The organism is Massilia sp. BAP21, from assembly GCF_057801335.1.
The window spans coordinates 3738736-3754319 of the sequence record NZ_CM173596.1 but is presented as its reverse complement, the minus strand read 5'-3'; the positions used below and the strand labels follow the sequence as shown (position 1 = coordinate 3754319).

Annotated in this window: 15 protein-coding genes; 2 read left to right on the top strand and 13 right to left on the bottom strand. The window is 67.4% G+C overall.

Annotated features, from left to right (window positions below; genetic code table 11):
* Nucleotides 1-285: 285 nt before the first annotated feature.
* Entirely contained in the window at nucleotides 286-2517 is a 2232-nt protein-coding gene (locus tag ACWYRN_RS16565) for an NADP-dependent isocitrate dehydrogenase (RefSeq protein ID WP_488688680.1), read from the bottom strand.
* 365 nt (nucleotides 2518-2882) lie between these two features.
* Here ACWYRN_RS16565 and ACWYRN_RS16560 point away from each other — a divergent pair, with 365 nt between their 5' ends.
* Nucleotides 2883-3686, top strand: coding sequence for a DUF2243 domain-containing protein (locus tag ACWYRN_RS16560; protein ID WP_488688679.1), 804 nt, complete (start codon nucleotides 2883-2885; stop codon nucleotides 3684-3686).
* 248 nt (nucleotides 3687-3934) lie between these two features.
* On the opposite strand, the gene rpsT is transcribed toward ACWYRN_RS16560, so the two are convergent.
* A complete protein-coding gene (gene rpsT, locus ACWYRN_RS16555; protein WP_056339242.1) occupies nucleotides 3935-4201 on the bottom strand; it encodes a 30S ribosomal protein S20 in 267 nt (88 codons plus the stop codon).
* A 209-nt stretch (nucleotides 4202-4410) separates the two neighbouring features.
* Between rpsT and murJ the strand changes: the two genes are divergently transcribed.
* Entirely contained in the window at nucleotides 4411-5961 is a 1551-nt protein-coding gene (gene murJ / locus ACWYRN_RS16550; protein WP_488688678.1) for a murein biosynthesis integral membrane protein MurJ, read from the top strand.
* On the opposite strand, the gene ACWYRN_RS16545 is transcribed toward murJ, so the two are convergent.
* The 11 genes from ACWYRN_RS16545 to gspG all read right to left on the bottom strand — a co-directional run bounded on the left by ACWYRN_RS16545 (nucleotide 5962) and on the right by gspG (nucleotide 15469).
* On the bottom strand, nucleotides 5962-6678 hold the full coding sequence (locus ACWYRN_RS16545; RefSeq protein WP_488688677.1) for a type II secretion system protein: 717 nt from the start codon (nucleotides 6676-6678) through the stop codon (nucleotides 5962-5964). It abuts the gene before it with no gap.
* Between the two features lie 50 nt (nucleotides 6679-6728).
* Nucleotides 6729-7115 (bottom strand): prepilin-type N-terminal cleavage/methylation domain-containing protein, encoded by a 387-nt coding sequence (locus ACWYRN_RS16540; RefSeq protein WP_488688676.1) that lies wholly within the window; start codon nucleotides 7113-7115, stop codon nucleotides 6729-6731.
* Nucleotides 7116-7119: 4 nt separating this feature from the next.
* Nucleotides 7120-7584: a type II secretion system protein gene (locus ACWYRN_RS16535; RefSeq protein WP_488692829.1), complete on the bottom strand. Its 465-nt coding sequence runs from the start codon at nucleotides 7582-7584 to the stop codon at nucleotides 7120-7122.
* Nucleotides 7585-7658: 74 nt separating this feature from the next.
* Nucleotides 7659-9665 carry a secretin N-terminal domain-containing protein gene (locus ACWYRN_RS16530; RefSeq protein WP_488688675.1) on the bottom strand — a complete coding sequence of 669 codons (2007 nt, stop codon included), beginning with the start codon at nucleotides 9663-9665 and terminating at the stop codon, nucleotides 7659-7661.
* Nucleotides 9665-10177, bottom strand: a complete 513-nt coding sequence (locus ACWYRN_RS16525; protein WP_488688674.1) for a hypothetical protein — start codon at nucleotides 10175-10177, stop codon at nucleotides 9665-9667. Before ACWYRN_RS16525 ends, ACWYRN_RS16530 begins: the two co-directional genes overlap by 1 nt.
* Nucleotides 10174-10743, bottom strand: a complete 570-nt coding sequence (locus ACWYRN_RS16520; RefSeq protein ID WP_488688673.1) for a hypothetical protein — start codon at nucleotides 10741-10743, stop codon at nucleotides 10174-10176. The genes ACWYRN_RS16525 and ACWYRN_RS16520 overlap by 4 nt, the downstream gene beginning before the upstream one ends.
* Nucleotides 10740-11297 (bottom strand): PilN domain-containing protein, encoded by a 558-nt coding sequence (locus ACWYRN_RS16515; RefSeq protein WP_488688672.1) that lies wholly within the window; start codon nucleotides 11295-11297, stop codon nucleotides 10740-10742. The genes ACWYRN_RS16520 and ACWYRN_RS16515 overlap by 4 nt, the downstream gene beginning before the upstream one ends.
* The gene (locus tag ACWYRN_RS16510) at nucleotides 11294-12106 is read right to left on the bottom strand and encodes a hypothetical protein (RefSeq protein ID WP_488688671.1); all 813 of its coding nucleotides are present in this window, start codon (nucleotides 12104-12106) and stop codon (nucleotides 11294-11296) included. Before ACWYRN_RS16510 ends, ACWYRN_RS16515 begins: the two co-directional genes overlap by 4 nt.
* The gene (locus tag ACWYRN_RS16505) at nucleotides 12099-13757 is read right to left on the bottom strand and encodes a GspE/PulE family protein (protein ID WP_488692828.1); all 1659 of its coding nucleotides are present in this window, start codon (nucleotides 13755-13757) and stop codon (nucleotides 12099-12101) included. Before ACWYRN_RS16505 ends, ACWYRN_RS16510 begins: the two co-directional genes overlap by 8 nt.
* Before the next feature lie 35 nt (nucleotides 13758-13792).
* Nucleotides 13793-14980: a type II secretion system F family protein gene (locus ACWYRN_RS16500; protein ID WP_488688670.1), complete on the bottom strand. Its 1188-nt coding sequence runs from the start codon at nucleotides 14978-14980 to the stop codon at nucleotides 13793-13795.
* A 48-nt stretch (nucleotides 14981-15028) separates the two neighbouring features.
* Nucleotides 15029-15469, bottom strand: coding sequence for a type II secretion system major pseudopilin GspG (gspG, locus tag ACWYRN_RS16495; RefSeq protein WP_488688669.1), 441 nt, complete (start codon nucleotides 15467-15469; stop codon nucleotides 15029-15031).
* Nucleotides 15470-15584: the final 115 nt, after the last annotated feature.

Here is a 15584-nt window from a genome sequence, read left to right as displayed (position 1 = left end):
CGCGGAAACCTGCGCGGTGTTGGTCAGGTTTGCACCCGACGAGCTGCCGGCCGCCGGCGCTACCCGGGATGCTCCGCGAACGCCGGACAACATCCACGGACGTCATCGCCGCGTTTAAACGCCAACACGACGCACACGTCCGCGTGGGCACGGAGTGCCCACCGTACGGATAACGCCGCCGATACGAAAAACAAAAACCCGCCAGATCAGGCTGATCGGGCGGGTTTTCTTTTTACTTCACACTGCGCGGCATCACCGCGCAATCAACTCACGCAGTCAACTTACTCAAGCAACCGTTTCCAGCGCCGCATTGAAGGTCGCGCTCGGACGCATCACGGCCGTCACCTTGGTTTCGTCGAGCTTGTAGTAGCCGCCGATATCGGCCGGCTTGCCCTGCACTTCCAGCAGCTCGGCAACGATCTTCTGCTCGTTCTCGGCCAGGCTCTTGGCCAGCGGCGCGAACCGGGCTGCCAGCTCGGCGTCCTCGCTCTGCGCGGCCAGTTCCTGGGCCCAGTACAGCGACAGGTAGAACTGGCTGCCGCGGTTGTCGAGCTCGCCGGTCTTCGGCGAAGGCGACTTGCGGTTGTCGAGCAGCTTGCCGGTGGCGGCGTCCAGGGTCTTGGCCAGCACCTTGGCTTTCGCGTTGCCGGTCTTGATGCCCAGGTCTTCCAGCGACACAGCCAGGGCCAGGAACTCGCCCAGCGAATCCCAGCGCAGGTGGTTTTCTTCGGTCAACTGCTGCACGTGCTTCGGTGCCGAGCCGCCGGCGCCGGTTTCGTACATGCCGCCGCCAGCCATCAGCGGGACGATCGACAGCATCTTGGCCGAGGTGCCCAGTTCCATGATCGGGAACAGGTCGGTCAGGTAGTCGCGCAGGATGTTGCCGGTCACCGAGATGGTGTCCAGGCCACGCTTGACGCGCTCCAGGGTGTAACGCATGGCGCGCACTTGCGACATGATCTGGATGTCCAGGCCGGTGGTGTCGTGATCCTTCAGGTAGGTCTTGACCTTCTTGATCAGTTCATTCTCGTGCGGACGGTACGGGTCGAGCCAGAACACGGCCGGCATGCCCGAGTTGCGTGCGCGGGTGACCGCCAGCTTGACCCAGTCGCGGATAGGCGCGTCTTTCACCTGGCACATGCGCCAGATGTCGCCCTGCTCGACGTTCTGGCTCATCAGCACTTCGCCGGTAGCGAGGTCGGTGATGTTGGCCACGCCGTCCTCGGCGATCTCGAAGGTCTTGTCGTGCGAGCCGTATTCCTCGGCTTGCTGTGCCATCAGGCCGACGTTCGGCACCGTGCCCATGGTCTTCGGATCGAAGGCGCCGTGCCATTTGCAGAAGTTGATGATCTCCTGGTAGATACGGGCGAAGGTCGATTCCGGAATGACGGCCTTGACTTCCTTCAGGCGGCCGTTGGCGTCGTACATCTTGCCGCCGGCGCGGATCATCGCAGGCATCGAGGCGTCGACGATGACGTCGTTCGGCGAGTGGAAGTTGGTGATGCCCTTGGCCGAGTCGACCATGGCCAGCGCCGGACGGTGTTCCTGGCAGGCGTGCAGGTCGCGTTCGATTTCTTCGCGCTGCGAGGCCGGCAGGTCGGCGATCTTGTTGTACAGATCGGCCATGCCGTTGTTGACGTTGATGCCCAGGCTGTCGAACAGCGCGCCGTGCTTGGCGAACGCGTCCTTGTAGAACATGCGCACGGCGTGGCCGAAGACGATCGGGTGCGAGACCTTCATCATCGTGGCTTTCACGTGCAGCGAGAACAGGACGCCGGTTTCCTTCGCGTCTTCGATCTGCTGTTCGTAGAACTCGAGCAGGGCCTTGCGGCTCATGAACATCGAGTCGATGATCTCGCCGTCCTGCAGCGCGACCTTCGGCTTCAGCACGATGGTCTGGCCGCTCTTGGTGACCAGTTCCATCTTGACTTCACGCGCGCCGTTCACCGTCATCGACTTTTCGCCGTGGTAGAAGTCGCCGTGGGTCATGTGCGAGACGTGGGTGCGCGAGGCCTGCGACCATGGCTGCATCGAGTGCGGGTTCTTGCGTGCGTATTCTTTCACGGCGCGCGGGGCGCGGCGGTCCGAGTTACCTTCGCGCAGGACCGGGTTCACGGCGGAGCCGACACACTTGCCGTACTTGGCCTTGATGGCTTTCTCTTCGTCGGTCTTCGGATCGGCCGGATAGTCGGGGATGTTGTAGCCCTTGCCCTGCAGTTCCTTGATGGCGGCCGTCAGCTGGCCCACCGATGCCGAGATGTTCGGCAGCTTGATGATGTTCGCGTCCGGTTCCAGGGTCTTCTTGCCCAGCTCGGCCAGCACGTCAGGGACGCGTTGCTCAGGGGTCAGGGCTTCCGGGAATTGGGCCAGGATACGGGCGGCGACCGAGATATCGGCCTGCTCGACGCGGATACCCGCAGCCTTGGTGAAGGTGCTGACGACAGGCAGGAAGGCGTGGGTCGCCAGCAGCGGCGCCTCGTCGGTCAGGGTGTAGATGATGGTCGGATCACTGCTCATGCACTATTTCCTCGGTTCTCGCGACGGTATCGCGAATGTCTAACTAATAAATAAGGCCTGTCTGCGCCCGCTGTCGGGCGGCACGCCATCCACGCGCCGATACTACTCCGCTTGGCGCGCGATGGACAGCGCGATGGACGATACGTCCGGGCCTGCCCGCTGCTCGGCTCTCCTGGAGCACTGCGTCAACTCTTCTATAAGACATAAGACGCGCGTTTCACATTATGCACCAGTATTTTACTAGACGCTATAGCTTTAGCATCCCAATAGCCCTCTCCCCGCACCGCCTGCCGGGCGCTCGGCAGTGCGCGAACGCGCTAGCATGTGCCCAGGTTTTCCCTCCCCACCATTTGCCAGGAGCTGCCATGAGCGTACGCCAGTCCGATGCTTTCGCCATTTCCGCGCTGCGCTCGCTCGGCTGGGCCGGTTTCCTGCTGGGCTTCGGGCTGGGCGGCTTCTTCGACGGCATCCTGCTGCACCAGATCCTGCAGTGGCACCATCTGCTGTCGCTGGTCACGCGCCCACCCTTCGAGGACATCCGGGTCCAGATCATGGCCGACGGCTTTTTCCACCTGCTGATGTACGTGATCGCCTTTGCCGGGCTGTGGAAGCTGTGGAAAGGGCGGCACAGCCTGTCCGCACCGGGCGGCGACCGGCTGCTGCTGGCCAAGGCCCTGATCGGGTTTGGGGCCTGGCACATGCTCGACGGGGTACTGTCGCACTGGCTGCTGGGCATCCACCGCATCCGGCTCGACAGCGAGAACGTGCTGTTCTGGGACTTGCTGTGGTTCTTCGTGTTCGGGGTGGCGTTCGTGGCGCTGGGCTGGTGGCTGGGGCGCGACCGGAACGGCGGCGCGCTCGGCGGCAAGACCGGCGCAGCGATGCTGGTGGCGGCGGTGCTGGTCGGTGGACCGGTGGCGGCGCTGCCGCCGCCGAACGTGAACACGGTGATGGTGTTCTTCAAGCCGGGGACGACGCCGGCGCAGGTGTTTGCCGGGATCGAGGCGGTGGACGGGCGGATCTTGTGGTCGGCGCCGTCGGGGGATGTGTGGGCGCTCGATGTGCGGGACAAGAGCCGGACTGGCCAGCTCTACCGGCATGGGGCCTGGGTGGTGAGCAATTCGGCTTGGGTGGCCGGGTGCCTGGCGTGGACCTCGGCACGAAAGTGACGCGGGAGTCGTAGGGTGGGCTCTTGAGCCCACGCGGTCGTACTCATGCATACCGCACCGTGTCGCGGAGCTACGCATTATTTCGCCGATGATCACAAGGTCAGACAGCGTGGGCACAGGTGCCCACCCTACGACAACCAACATCAACCCCGACGGCACAAAGCGGAAAAACCCGCCGGATTCTCATCGGGCGGGTCTTTCTTCCACTGTACTGCCAGCGCGGCGTGTGCCGCGCGCCAACCGGTCTATTAGGCCGACAGGGCTTTCAGGGCAGCAGCCAGGCGGCTCTTGTGGCGAGCGGCCTTGTTCTTGTGGATGATCTTCTTGTCGGCGATGCTGTCGATGGTCGACACGGACGACTGGAAGATGCTGGTTGCAGCGGCCTTGTCGCCAGCCTGGATGGCTTTGCGGACGGCCTTGATTGCGGTACGCAGGGTCGAGCGCTGGGCGCTGTTGTGTGCGTTTTGCTTAACTGCTTGACGAGCGCGCTTGCGTGCTTGTGCGGTATTTGCCATGGAATTTCCTAAATCGGGGTCAAGTTGCGTTTGCAAACATTAGCGAGTCAAACTGGCCCATTCCAGTGCCTGCCAAACATAAGTGTCTGCTAACAGAATTCAGTACAGCCCACGATTATAGCGAAGGAATCCCCTCCTAGCAATTCATTATTCACAAAAGCCACTGAAGCAGGGCCGCGCCGGGTGTTGCACAGTTATAATCTCGGCCCATGAATCTGCTCAAGACCCTCGCCGCCATCTCCAGCATGACCATGGTGTCGCGCATCACCGGACTGTTGCGCGAAAGCCTGTTCGCCGCCGCCTTCGGCGCCTCGAATTTCACCGATGCCTTCAACATCGCGTTCCGCCTGCCGAACCTGCTGCGGCGCCTGTTCGCCGAGGGCGCCTTCTCCCAGGCCTTCGTGCCCATCCTCACCGAATACAAGACCAAGCACGGCCAGGAAGCCACCAAGACCCTGGTCGACCACGTGGCTACCGTGCTGATCTGGGCGACAGTGCTGACCAGCATCGTCGGCATCATCGCCGCCCCGGTGCTGATCCTCTGGATCGGCGGCGGGCTGCAGCGCGAGCCGGCCGCCTTCGACGCGGCGGTGGTCATGACGCGCATGATGTTCCCCTACATCGCCTGCATGGCCTTTGTCGCCATGGCCAGCGGCGTGCTGAACACCTGGCGCCAGTTCAAGATTCCCGCGTTCACGCCGGTGCTGCTGAACCTCTCCTTCATCTTTGCCGCCGTCGTGCTGTCCGATTATTTCGAGCAGCCGATCTATGCGATGGCGGTCGGCGTGTGCATCGGCGGCGTGCTGCAGGTGGCGCTCCAGCTGCCGCCGCTGATCAAGCTCGGCATGCTGCCGCGCCTGTCGATCAATCCCCTGGTCGGCCTGCGCGACGCTGGCGTGCGCCGCATGCTCGGCAAGATGGGCCCGGCCGTGTTCGCCGTCGCCGCGGCCCAGATCAGCCTGCTGATCAACACGACGATTGCCGCCAGCCTGGCCGCCGGCGCCGTCACCGCCCTGCAATACGCCGACCGCCTGATGGAGCTGCCGACCGCCCTGCTCGGCGTGGCCCTGGGCACCATCCTGCTGCCGGGCCTGGCCAAGGCGAATACCGAAGGCGATACCCAGGAATACTCGTCGCTGCTCGACTGGGGCCTGCGCCTGACCTTCCTGCTGTCGATCCCGGCGGCGGTCGGTCTCGCCACCATGGCCACGCCCATGATCTCGACCCTGTTCCACTACGGCGCGTTTGACGCTGCCGACGTGGATGCCTCCTCGCTGCCATTGATGGCCTACAGCGCCGGCCTGCTCGGCTTCATCCTGGTCAAGACCCTGGCGCCGGCCTTTTTCGCGCGCCAGGAAGTGCGCACGCCGGTGTACATCGCGGTCGGTACGCTGGTCGCGACCCAGCTGATGAACCTGGTCTTCGTGCCGCTGCTGGGCGTGGCCGGACTGGCGCTGTCGATCGGCGTTGCCGCCTGCCTGAACGCTGCCCTGCTCTTCCGCGGCCTGCGCAAGCGCGGCATCTACGTGCCGCTGCCGGGCTGGGGCGCCTTCTTCATCAAACTGATGGTGGCGGTGTCGGTGATGGGGGCCGTGGCCTGGTTCGGCCAGGTGCAGTTCGACTGGATCGCGCTACGCGCCCATCCGCTGCTGCGCGCTGGCGCCCTGCTCGGCATCATCGCCCTGTGCGGGATCACCTACTTCGGCGTCCTGGGTGTGCTCGGCTTCCGTCCGCGCGACTTCAAACGCCGCGCCAAGTAATCAGCGCTCGACCGGCTGCGGCGGTTCGGCCGGCGCCGGGTCGGTGGGCGGCGGGCTGGACTCCGGCTCTTCCTGCGACTCCGGCTGCGCTGGCGGCTCCTCGGGTTCCGACGGCGCTTCGGCCTCGGGTTCCGGCTGGGCCGGCTGCTCGGGCGGGACGGACGGCGGAACCGGCACGGCAGGCGTACTCGGTGTCGACGGCATGCCCGGGGCCGGGAACAGCGGGGCCGGCGCACCGGGCGTGCCCGGCGTGCCCGGCGGCGCGATGTTGTTCGGCGCCGTCACGCTGACGCCCTGCCCGGTCGCCGTGAACTTCCACTCCGACAGGTGCTCCTTGTTCTCGAAATTCAGGAAGCGCGCGTCGAAGTTCGCCAGCTTCAGCGGCTGCGCCTGCGACAAACTGTACACGGCCAGCACGCCCACCTTGTCGCCCTGGTAGACGATGCCCCACTCGTCCTTGCCCGTGACCGGGTCGACGAAGATTTTCCGCAAATGTCGCCGCGTGCCGGGAAAGCGCGGGTCTTTCAGCAGGTCCTGCAGGGTTGGCGGCGCGGTCGGGTAGCCGCGCGGCGTGGCGGCGGCATAGCTGCGCAGGGCCTCGCTAAATTCGGCGCCGATCTCGAGCAGGTCCTGCTCGGCGGCGGCGCGGCGCAGCAGCGTATCGACCTTCAGGGTCGCGGCGCCGACCAGGCCCAGCATGGCGACAAAAAACACCATGCCGACGTAGGTGAAGCCGGCTTCCCTTGACCCTGCGGGTGAGGGCCGCGCTACCATTCGGCGTAGGGCCGGCCGTCGCGGCCATTGCCGGGCGCGCCGCTGCGGATGTCATACACGGCGCCCTGCTCGCCGTCGGCCTCGGGCGCCACAATCACCCAGGTGGTCTCGCTCTCGGTGACCGGATCGACCGGCACCCGTGCCAGGTATTTTTTCTCGACCAGCTGTTCCAGCGAATCCGGATAGCGGCCGGTGTCGGCGTGGTATTGGTCGATCACGGCGCGCGTGTTGCGCAGGTTGTCGAGCAGGATGGTCTCTTTCGTCTTGTCGACGCTCGGGAAGAAGCGCGGCACGGCCAGGGTCAGCAGCAAGGCGACGATGCCGAGCACGACCAGCAGTTCGATCAGGGTGAAGCCGCGCTTGCGGTGCAGTCTCGTCATGGGTTCACCAGCGCTTGTAGGGAATGCCGTTCAGGCCGGTCTTGCCCGAAGTCGAATACACGTCGTAGACATCGTCGCCCTCCTTCGGCTCCTCGGCTTCGCTGGCGTAGCTGCGCTTGCCCCAGGTGTCGGCATCGGCCAGTTCCGGGTCGGGGTTGAACGGGTCGCGCGGCAGGCGGCGCAGGAAGTAGATCTTGGCCTGCTTCGGGCTGCGCAGGTCGGTCACGCCTTCGACCAGCAGTTCCAGTTTCGCCGGATAACCCGTGGCGCCGGCGTTCTTCTTGACGCGGCCTTCGTCGCTGGCGCGTTTGTAGGCGTCGATGGCGGAGCGGATTTCGCGCAGGGACTGGCGCAGCTGGGCTTCGTTGCGGCGCTGGACGACGGTCTGGCCGACCGGAATCACCAGCGTGGCGAGCAGGGCCAGGATGGTGAGGGTGACCAGGAGTTCGATCAGGGTGAAGCCGCGCAGGACGCGTCGGTCGCGTCGACATGGGCGTGGGTTGGACGCGTGGACGGGGAACCCGTCCACCCTACGATTTGCCGTCATTGGTTGGGGAGCGGGGTCGTGGCCGGCGCCGGGATCGGCGTTACCTGCGGCGTCGCGGCGGGCGGCGTGGTGCCGACCGGTTGCGACAGCGGGATGCCGGTGACCGGCGGCGGCACGCCTGGCGCGGTGGCGGGCTGGCCGAGCGGCGGCGCGGTCGGCTGGCTGTTTGCCGGCTGCGCGGGCGGCGGCAGTGCGCGCGTGCCGGGAACAGGCGCCACGGCCGGCAAGCGCACCGTGGTGTCCGGACGGCGCCGGAAGCTGGCCTCGGTGCCGGCGCCGAATTCGGACGCTCCGGCCGGCGGACGCTGGATGGTGCGCACCAGGTGCGGCGTGATCGACAGCACGATTTCCGTCTTGTCGTTCGAGTCGCGCGTGCTGCCGAACAGGCGCCCCAGCACCGGCAGGCTGCCGACGCCAGGCACCTTGCTGCCGCTGGTGCGGTCTTCGCTGCTGATCAGCCCCGCCAGCACCTGGTTCTCGCCATCCTTCAGTTGCAGCATGGTCTGGGCCGAACGCGTGCCGATGCGGTAGGCCACCGAGCCGTCGTTGGTCGTCATCGAGTCGATCAGGTTGCTCACTTCGAGCGAGATGCGGATGCCGACTTCGTTGTTCAGGTAGATGGTCGGCTCGACGTTCAGGGTCAGGCCGACGTCGACATAGGTGATCGACTGCGAAGCGAAGCCGCCCACGCCGGTCGAGACCGTGGTGGTGATGTTCGGCACGCGGTCGCCGATCACGACCTTGGCCTTTTCCTTGTTGCGTACGCGGATGCGCGGGTTGGCCAGGGTGTTCGAATCGGTGTCGGTCTTGTTCGCGTTCAGGGTGGCGCCGATGCCGGTGACGCCGATGCTGTCGCTGTTCAAGCCACGCAGTTCGTTGATCGTGATCGGTGCGCCTTGCGCCGCGATCAGCGGCGTGAAACCGAGGCTGGGCGGCCAGCTCAGGCCCAGGTCCATCAGGCGGCTGCGCTTGATTTCCAGCACCTCCACGTCGAGCATGACTTCGGGCTCCGGCACATCCTGCAGGGCCACCAGCTGCGTGGCCAGCTTGATCGCCTCCGGGCTGTCGCGCAGGATCACCAGGTTCAGCTTTTCGTCGATCACCACGTCGCGCGACTTCAGGATGGTCTTGAAGGTGTTGGCGATGGTCTTGGCCTCGGCGTTGGCCAGGTAGAAGGTTTTCACCGTCATCTCCTGGTATTCCTTGAGCTTCACGGCCACGTTCGGGTAGACCAGGATGGTATTGCCGTCCATGACCTGGCGCTCGAGCTGGTTGGTCACCAGCAGGAAGTGGACGGCCGCCTCCACCGTGCTGTTCTTCAGGAAGATCGAGGTGCGCTGGTCGGAACGCACGTCCTTGTCGAACACGAAGTTCAGGCCCGAGTGGCGCGCGATGATCTCGAAGACCTGGCGCAGCGGCGCGTCGCGGAACTCCAGGCTGATGGGTTTGCGGAAGGCGGCGGACAACGTGGCTTCGGAGGTCGGCACCGCCGCCGCTTCGTTCACATCGTTCAGCATCAGGCGCGCGCGCTCGTGCAGCGGGCGTTCGGTGAGGATGGCGGCGAGCTTCTGGCGCGCGGCCTCGTAGTCCTTCTTTTCCACGTCAAGCGTGGCGGCCTCGATCAGCGCGCTGTGGCGCGCATCGGCTTCCAGCTGGCGCATGCCGGCGCGACCACGCTCGTTGGCCGGGTCGATCTCGAGCACGCGCGCAAAAGCGGTGCGCGCTTCCTCGGCGCGGCCGGCGGCCAAATCGCGCTCGGCGCCGTCGATCAGGCGCACGGTGGCGCCGTCGCGCGCGCGCAGGTAGGCGGCGCGGTACAGCGGGTTGCCGGGGTCGGCGGCCACCGCCTCGCGGTATTTCGCCAGGCCGGCACCGACCTCTTCCCGGGCGACCAGCGCATTGCCCTCCTGGTAGGCGCGCTGGGCCGCGCAGCCCGCGAGCAGCGTGCACGCCAGGCCTGCCGCCACAGCCAGCGGCGTGGAACGGATGCGGGAACGAACCATTAGTCGAATGCTCCAATATTGAGCTGCTGAACCTGGTTCAGCGGCAGGTAAGTCAAGGTCATCAACGGCGGCGCGATGCGCTCGACACGCCAGGCACCGTCGAGCGTGCCGCCTTCGAACGCGATATGGGTGCGCTCGCCGCTCGCCAGGTAGACCTCCCACCGCCCCTCCTCCAGCGACTTGCCGATGAAGATGAAGGGCAGCGGCGGCGCCATTGGCGGCGGTGGCGGACCGGCTTGTGCCGCGGGCGGAGGTGGCGCCGGCGGCGTCCAGTCCTGGCTGCCGAACAGGTCGTCGCCGCTGGCGGACAAATCGCCGATCAGGTCCGCGCGCGGCTGCAGGCGCAGGATGGTGGCCGCTGCGGCCGCTGCGCGCGCGACCGGGGCGCGTGCCGGCTGCGCCGGGCGCTCGACCGCTTCGGCCACGTCTTCCTGCGGGGTCGTGTCGCCGAACGCGGCCAGGCCCGCGGCAATCGCCAGCGCCGCGCCCATCAGGATGTGACGCGGCTTCATCGAGGCACCTCGGGCGCATCCGCCAGGTAGAGCGTCAGGCGCAGGTGCGCATCCACCTGGGCCTGGCCGATGCTGTCGCGCTTGAAGCTGATGTCGTCCAGCGAGGCGAAGGGAATCGCGCGCAAGGCCAGCAGCGCGAAGCGCCACACCTGGCCATAGCTGCCCTGCACCGGCAGGTTGATCTGGTAGGTGTACAGCTTGCCGTTGCGGTCGTAGCCGCTCTTGTACTCGCCCTGGCGCAGGGTCAGGCCCGTTTTGGCGGCGATGTCGAACAGCGTCCTGACCTGCCGCTCGGCGACGCGTTTCTCGCCCAGCGAGGCGTAGAACAGGGCCAGGTTGGCGTCGGCGCTGGCGACCGGCTCGGCGCGCGGCGCGGGCGGCGGAGCGGCGGCCGCGCGGCGCGCCAGTTGGCGCTGCGCTTCGAGCGCTTCGCGCGCCGGCACCAGCCAGGCCAGCGCCGCGATGCCGCTCGCACCCAGCAGCAGCGCCGCCAGCAGCACCGGGCTGGTGGCGCGCAGGGCCAGGCGCAGGCGCAGTGCCAGCGAAGACGCCTTCAGCCGCTTCATGGCGCACCCCACTGGGCATCGATCTGGAAGCGGATCGGCCGGTTCGGGTCCTGCTCGCCGATCTCGTGGCGCACCAGGGTGACGGCGCCGAACCATTTCTGCGTTTGCAGTTTTTCCACGTAAGCGATCATGTCGTCGCTGCCGCGTGCTTCGGCGGTGATGCGCAGCACGCGCTTGCGCGCATCGGGTTCCAGCGCCAGCAGCGCCACCGTGGCCGGCGTCGCCTCGCGCACGGCGTCGTGCAGCGCGCGCCAGGGCAGGTTCAACTGCATCACGGCGGCATTCACGGCCGCGGCCTGCTGCTCGCTGACGGGCGTATTCGTTCTCCCGGTGCGCTGGGCCGCCGGCTGCACGGGCGGCGCGCCGGCGCGGGCGCGCAGGGCCGCCTGCAGCGCGTCGACTTCCTCGCGCGCCTCGCGGTAATCGAGCGCATGCGCCAGCGCCACGCCGCACACGACCAGGGCGGCCAGCAGTGGCCCCCACACGGCGGGCGGCGCCAGGAACAGGGTGCGGCGCAGGCCGGGCCGGGCGAAATCGAGACGCACGCGCTTCATGCCGGGCTCCCGGTACGGGCCAGGCGCACGGCGGCCGGCTGGCCGCTGCTGCCCTCGTCGTCGAGCAGGGTGCAGCCGAACTTGAGGCGGCCCTCGTGGCTGGCCCAGCTGCGCGGCGCCGGCCCGCACACCTGTACCCGCTCGGGCCGCCCCACGCCCACGCGCAGCGCCTCGCGCGCCACATGGCTTTCCAGCCACTCGCGGTCGGCGCCGGGCGGCACCACCGCCGTGCGCAGCGCGGCCAGGGCGCGGCCATCGTAGGCGGCCAGGGTCAGGACCTGGCCATGCACCAGGCCGAACCAGGCGCCGGGGCGGTGCTGGCGGCGCCAGGCGTTCATGGCGACGACGAATTGCGGCACGATCTCGACCAAGTGGCAGCGCGCCTCGCGCGCCGCTTCCTCGAGCGCCTCGACCAGCGCCAGCGGCAGCGCGGCGGCCAGGAAGGGCCGCGTGGCCTGCCAGTCGGCGGCGATCTTCCAGCCGCCCGGCGGCGCGCCGAACAGGGCCTGGTAGCGCATGCTTGCAGCCGCTTCCAGGTCGGCCGGCCGGGCCGCGTTCGGCGGCGGCGCCACCTGCCACATGCGTACCAGCTCGTCGGCCAGCACCACGCTCAGCGGCCAGCCGGCGACTTTCACCTCGGCCAGCAGCGCGCGCAGCCCTTGCCGCAGCGACGCCGAATCGTGCGTATCGGCCAGGCGCGCTTCGGCCAGCACCGTCGCGCCGCGCCCGAACACGCGGCCGACGCGGACCAGGGCCAGGCTGTCGTGGCCCAGCCCGAGGCGCAGCGATTGTCCGGGCAGTCTAGGCATGCTGGGTCACCCGCTTGATTTCGTCGAGCGTGGTGGCGCCGCGCCGCACCAGGTCGAGCGCGGCCATGCGCAGGCTGCGCGTGCCGTTGGCGTGGGCGGCGGCCTTGATGCGCCGGATCGGCTGCTTGTCGACGATCAGCTCGCGGATCTCGTCGTTCAGGGTCAGGATCTCGGCGATCGAGCGCCGGCCCTTGTAGCCGGTGCCGCGGCAGTCGCCGCAGCCCTTGCCGCGCATGAAGAGGTAATCTTCGGCGGCCTCGCGCTCCAGGCGCGCCGCTACCAGCTCGTGGTCGGTGGGCGTGTAGCGCACCACGCAGTGCGGGCAGTTCATGCGCACCAGGCGCTGGGCCCAGATGCCGTTCAGGGCCGAAACAAAAGCGTAGGGGTCGATGCCCATGTGGGTGAAGCGGCCGAACACGTCGAACACGTTGTTGGCATGGACCGTCGTCAGCACCAGGTGGCCGGTGAGCGCCGACTGCACCGCGATCTCGGCGGTCTCGTGGTCGCGGATCTCGCCGACCATGATCTTGTCGGGATCGTGACGCAGGATCGAGCGCAGGCCCTTCGCGAACGTGAGTCCCTTCTTCTCGTTCACCGGAATCTGCAGGATGCCGGGCAGCTGGTATTCGACCGGGTCTTCGATGGTGATGATCTTTTCGCGGCCGTTGTGGATTTCGGTAAGCGCCGCGTACAGGGTGGTGGTCTTGCCCGAGCCGGTGGGCCCGGTCACCAGCAGCATGCCGTAGGCTTCCTGGGCCAGCATGCGCAGCGTGGCCAGAGAAGGCGCGTCGAAGCCCAGGGCTTCCAGCGTCAGCGCGCCATAGGCTTCGATCATGGCGCGCTTATCCAGGATACGGATGACCGCGTCCTCGCCGTGGATGCTGGGCATGATCGAGACGCGCAAATCGATCTCGCGCCCGCCGGATTCGACGCGGAAGCTCCCGTCCTGCGGGATGCGGCGCTCGGCGATGTCGAGTTCGGCCAGCACCTTCAAACGCGAGATGATGTGCTCGGCCAGCTCGATGCCGCCGACCGAGGCCGCATGATCGAGCACGCCGTCCACGCGGTACTTCACGGCGATGCCGCTGGCTGTGCTTTCCAGGTGGATGTCGGAGGCGCCGGCCTTCAGGGCGTCGTAGAGCGTGGAGTTGACCAGCTTGACGGCCGGGCTGCCGGCTTCCGACACCGAGGCGAACGACAGCACGGCGGCGGTCTTGCCGTCGCGCCGGGCATCGTTGCCGCTGGGCGCGAGGGTGTCGACCGCGCGCGCCGAGGCTTCCTGGCGCGACAAATAGGCCTGGATGTCGGACTGCAGCGCCAGGCGCAGGTGCAGCGGGGCCCGCGGCGTGGCGCCGGCCATGCTTGACAGCCAGGTCTGCTGGTCGAGGTCGAAGGGGTCGGCGATCACGCCGGTGACCTGGCCGCCCGCGCCGCGCAGCAGCACGCAGTGGCGCGCCATGGCCTGGGCCAGCGGCAGCAAATCGAAGGCCGGCTCCTGCATCAGCATCTCGGCCGTTTCCATGACCGTCAAGCCGAAGGGTTCGGCCAGCGCGCTCACGAGCTGGCGCGGCTCCAGGCCGCTGATGGCTTCGAGCTCGGCCACGGGCGAACGGTGGGACAGGCGGCTTTGCGAGCGCGCGCGGGCCAGCATGGCTGCATCGAGGGAGACCGCCGTACCGGACGCACTCACGACATATCCCCTGCGAGATCGAAGATCGGCATGTAGAGCAGCACCACAATGGCGCCCACCACCAGGCCGATGGCGGCCATCAGGAGCGGCTCGAAGGTGCGGGTAAAACGGTCGATCCAGCGGCTGATCTCGCCGTCGTAGAAGGCGGCCGATTGCGTGAGCATCGGCCCCATGTCGCCGGTGCGTTCGCCCACGCGCAGCATGCGCAGCGAGATCGGCGTGGTCAGGCCATGGGCTTCGAAGGCGTCCGACAGCGGGCGGCCCGATTCGATGGCCGCGCGCGCGTTCGCCAGCGATTGGCGCAGCGTCGGCGACACCATCGACTGCACGGTCTCGATGGCGTTGACGATGGTGATGCCCCCCTCGCTCAGCATGCCGAGCGTGAGATACAGGCGCGAGAGTTCGTAGATGCGGGCGCGCTCGCCGATGCCGGGCAGGCGCGCCAGCAGGCGTGCAATGCCGCCGCTCCTGAGCACGCGGCGCGCACCCGCGATGGCCAGCGCCAGCAGCGCCAGCGCGCACAGCAGGATCGGCACGCCGTGGCTGGACGCGAACTGGCCCCATTCGAGCAGCAGCTGCGACATCCATGGCAGGTTGCGCCCGGCGCCCTGGTACACCTCGGCGAAGCGCGGCACCACGTAGCCGATCAAAAAGGCGCTGACGCCGCCGCCCACGCACAGCAGGATCACCGGGTAGATCGAGGCGCTGACGATCTTCGCGCGCACGGTGTCGATGCGCTGCTGGTAGTCGATGTAGCGCGCCAGCGCGCGCGGCAAATCGCTGGTGCCTTCGGCGGCGCGCACGATGCCGACGTACAGCGGCGGGAACAGCGCCGGCTGGCCGGCGAGCACGCTGGAAAAGCGCTTGCCTTCGCGCAGGCCGGCGAGCAGGCGTTCGAGCACCACACGCGCGGCCGGATTGGCCTCCTTTTCCAGCAGCGCTTCCAGGCCTTCGACGATGCCCAGGCCCGCATTCAGCAGCGCCAGCAACTCCTGGCTGAACAGGACGATGGAGAGCTTGCCGCCACGCGCGCGCTGCAGGCCACCGCCGCCAGCCGGCTCGACCGCGCTGACATGCAGGCCGCGCATTTCAACCTGGCGGCGCGCGTCGGCTTCGTCGAGTGCGTCGACGACGACGCTGGCGATCGACAGGTCGGGCGCGAGGGTGCGTACTGCAAACTGCATGAAGACCTGCCGGGTGAGTAAGATAGGAAAACGCGGGACGGCGAACGCTCAGAGCGAGGAGATGTCGGCGTTGTCGCCGCTGCCGCCTGGCTGGCCGTCCTTGCCGAACGAGACAATCTCGTATTCTCCCTTGGCGCCGGGCGAACGGTATTGATATGGATGGCCCCACGGGTCTTGCGGCACGCCCTTCTTCAGGTAGGGACCGTTCCACTTGGCGCCGGCGCTGGCCGGGGCGGTCATCAGCGCCGCCAGGCCTTCCTCGCCGCTCGGGTAGCGGCCGACGTCGAGGCGATAGGTGTCGAGCGACTTTTCGAAGGCGTCGATCTGGGCCCTGGCGATCGTCACTTCCGACTTGCCGAGCTGGGAAAAATACTTCGGCCCGACGTAGGCCGCGAGCAGGCCGATGATCACGATCACCACCAGCAATTCGAGCAGGGTAAAGCCCGCTACGCGCTTGCGGCGGGTTCCAGCGAAGCTTGCTTCCGACATCCAGAACACTCCTGATTTGGCCCGGCGGCCGTACCTGTCCAGACTACCATGGCGCTATCTGCCAAGCAATTAAAAAGCGCGCCCGGCAGGCGCCACGCATGCGACTTTTTTTGCG

Coding starts and splice junctions, on each gene's coding strand:
- ACWYRN_RS16505 (WP_488692828.1), bottom strand. CDS start 13,757: ATGCTGGCCCGCGCGCGCTCGCAAAGCCGCCTGTCCCACCGTTCGCCC.
- ACWYRN_RS16540 (WP_488688676.1), bottom strand. CDS start 7,115: ATGACGAGACTGCACCGCAAGCGCGGCTTCACCCTGATCGAACTGCTG.
- ACWYRN_RS16525 (WP_488688674.1), bottom strand. CDS start 10,177: ATGAAGCCGCGTCACATCCTGATGGGCGCGGCGCTGGCGATTGCCGCG.
- rpsT (WP_056339242.1), bottom strand. CDS start 4,201: ATGGCAAATACCGCACAAGCACGCAAGCGCGCTCGTCAAGCAGTTAAG.
- ACWYRN_RS16500 (WP_488688670.1), bottom strand. CDS start 14,980: ATGCAGTTTGCAGTACGCACCCTCGCGCCCGACCTGTCGATCGCCAGC.
- ACWYRN_RS16515 (WP_488688672.1), bottom strand. CDS start 11,297: ATGAAGCGCGTGCGTCTCGATTTCGCCCGGCCCGGCCTGCGCCGCACC.
- ACWYRN_RS16530 (WP_488688675.1), bottom strand. CDS start 9,665: ATGGTTCGTTCCCGCATCCGTTCCACGCCGCTGGCTGTGGCGGCAGGC.
- ACWYRN_RS16565 (WP_488688680.1), bottom strand. CDS start 2,517: ATGAGCAGTGATCCGACCATCATCTACACCCTGACCGACGAGGCGCCG.
- ACWYRN_RS16520 (WP_488688673.1), bottom strand. CDS start 10,743: ATGAAGCGGCTGAAGGCGTCTTCGCTGGCACTGCGCCTGCGCCTGGCC.
- murJ (WP_488688678.1), top strand. CDS start 4,411: ATGAATCTGCTCAAGACCCTCGCCGCCATCTCCAGCATGACCATGGTG.
- ACWYRN_RS16560 (WP_488688679.1), top strand. CDS start 2,883: ATGAGCGTACGCCAGTCCGATGCTTTCGCCATTTCCGCGCTGCGCTCG.
- gspG (WP_488688669.1), bottom strand. CDS start 15,469: ATGTCGGAAGCAAGCTTCGCTGGAACCCGCCGCAAGCGCGTAGCGGGC.
- ACWYRN_RS16510 (WP_488688671.1), bottom strand. CDS start 12,106: ATGCCTAGACTGCCCGGACAATCGCTGCGCCTCGGGCTGGGCCACGAC.
- ACWYRN_RS16545 (WP_488688677.1), bottom strand. CDS start 6,678: ATGGTGTTTTTTGTCGCCATGCTGGGCCTGGTCGGCGCCGCGACCCTG.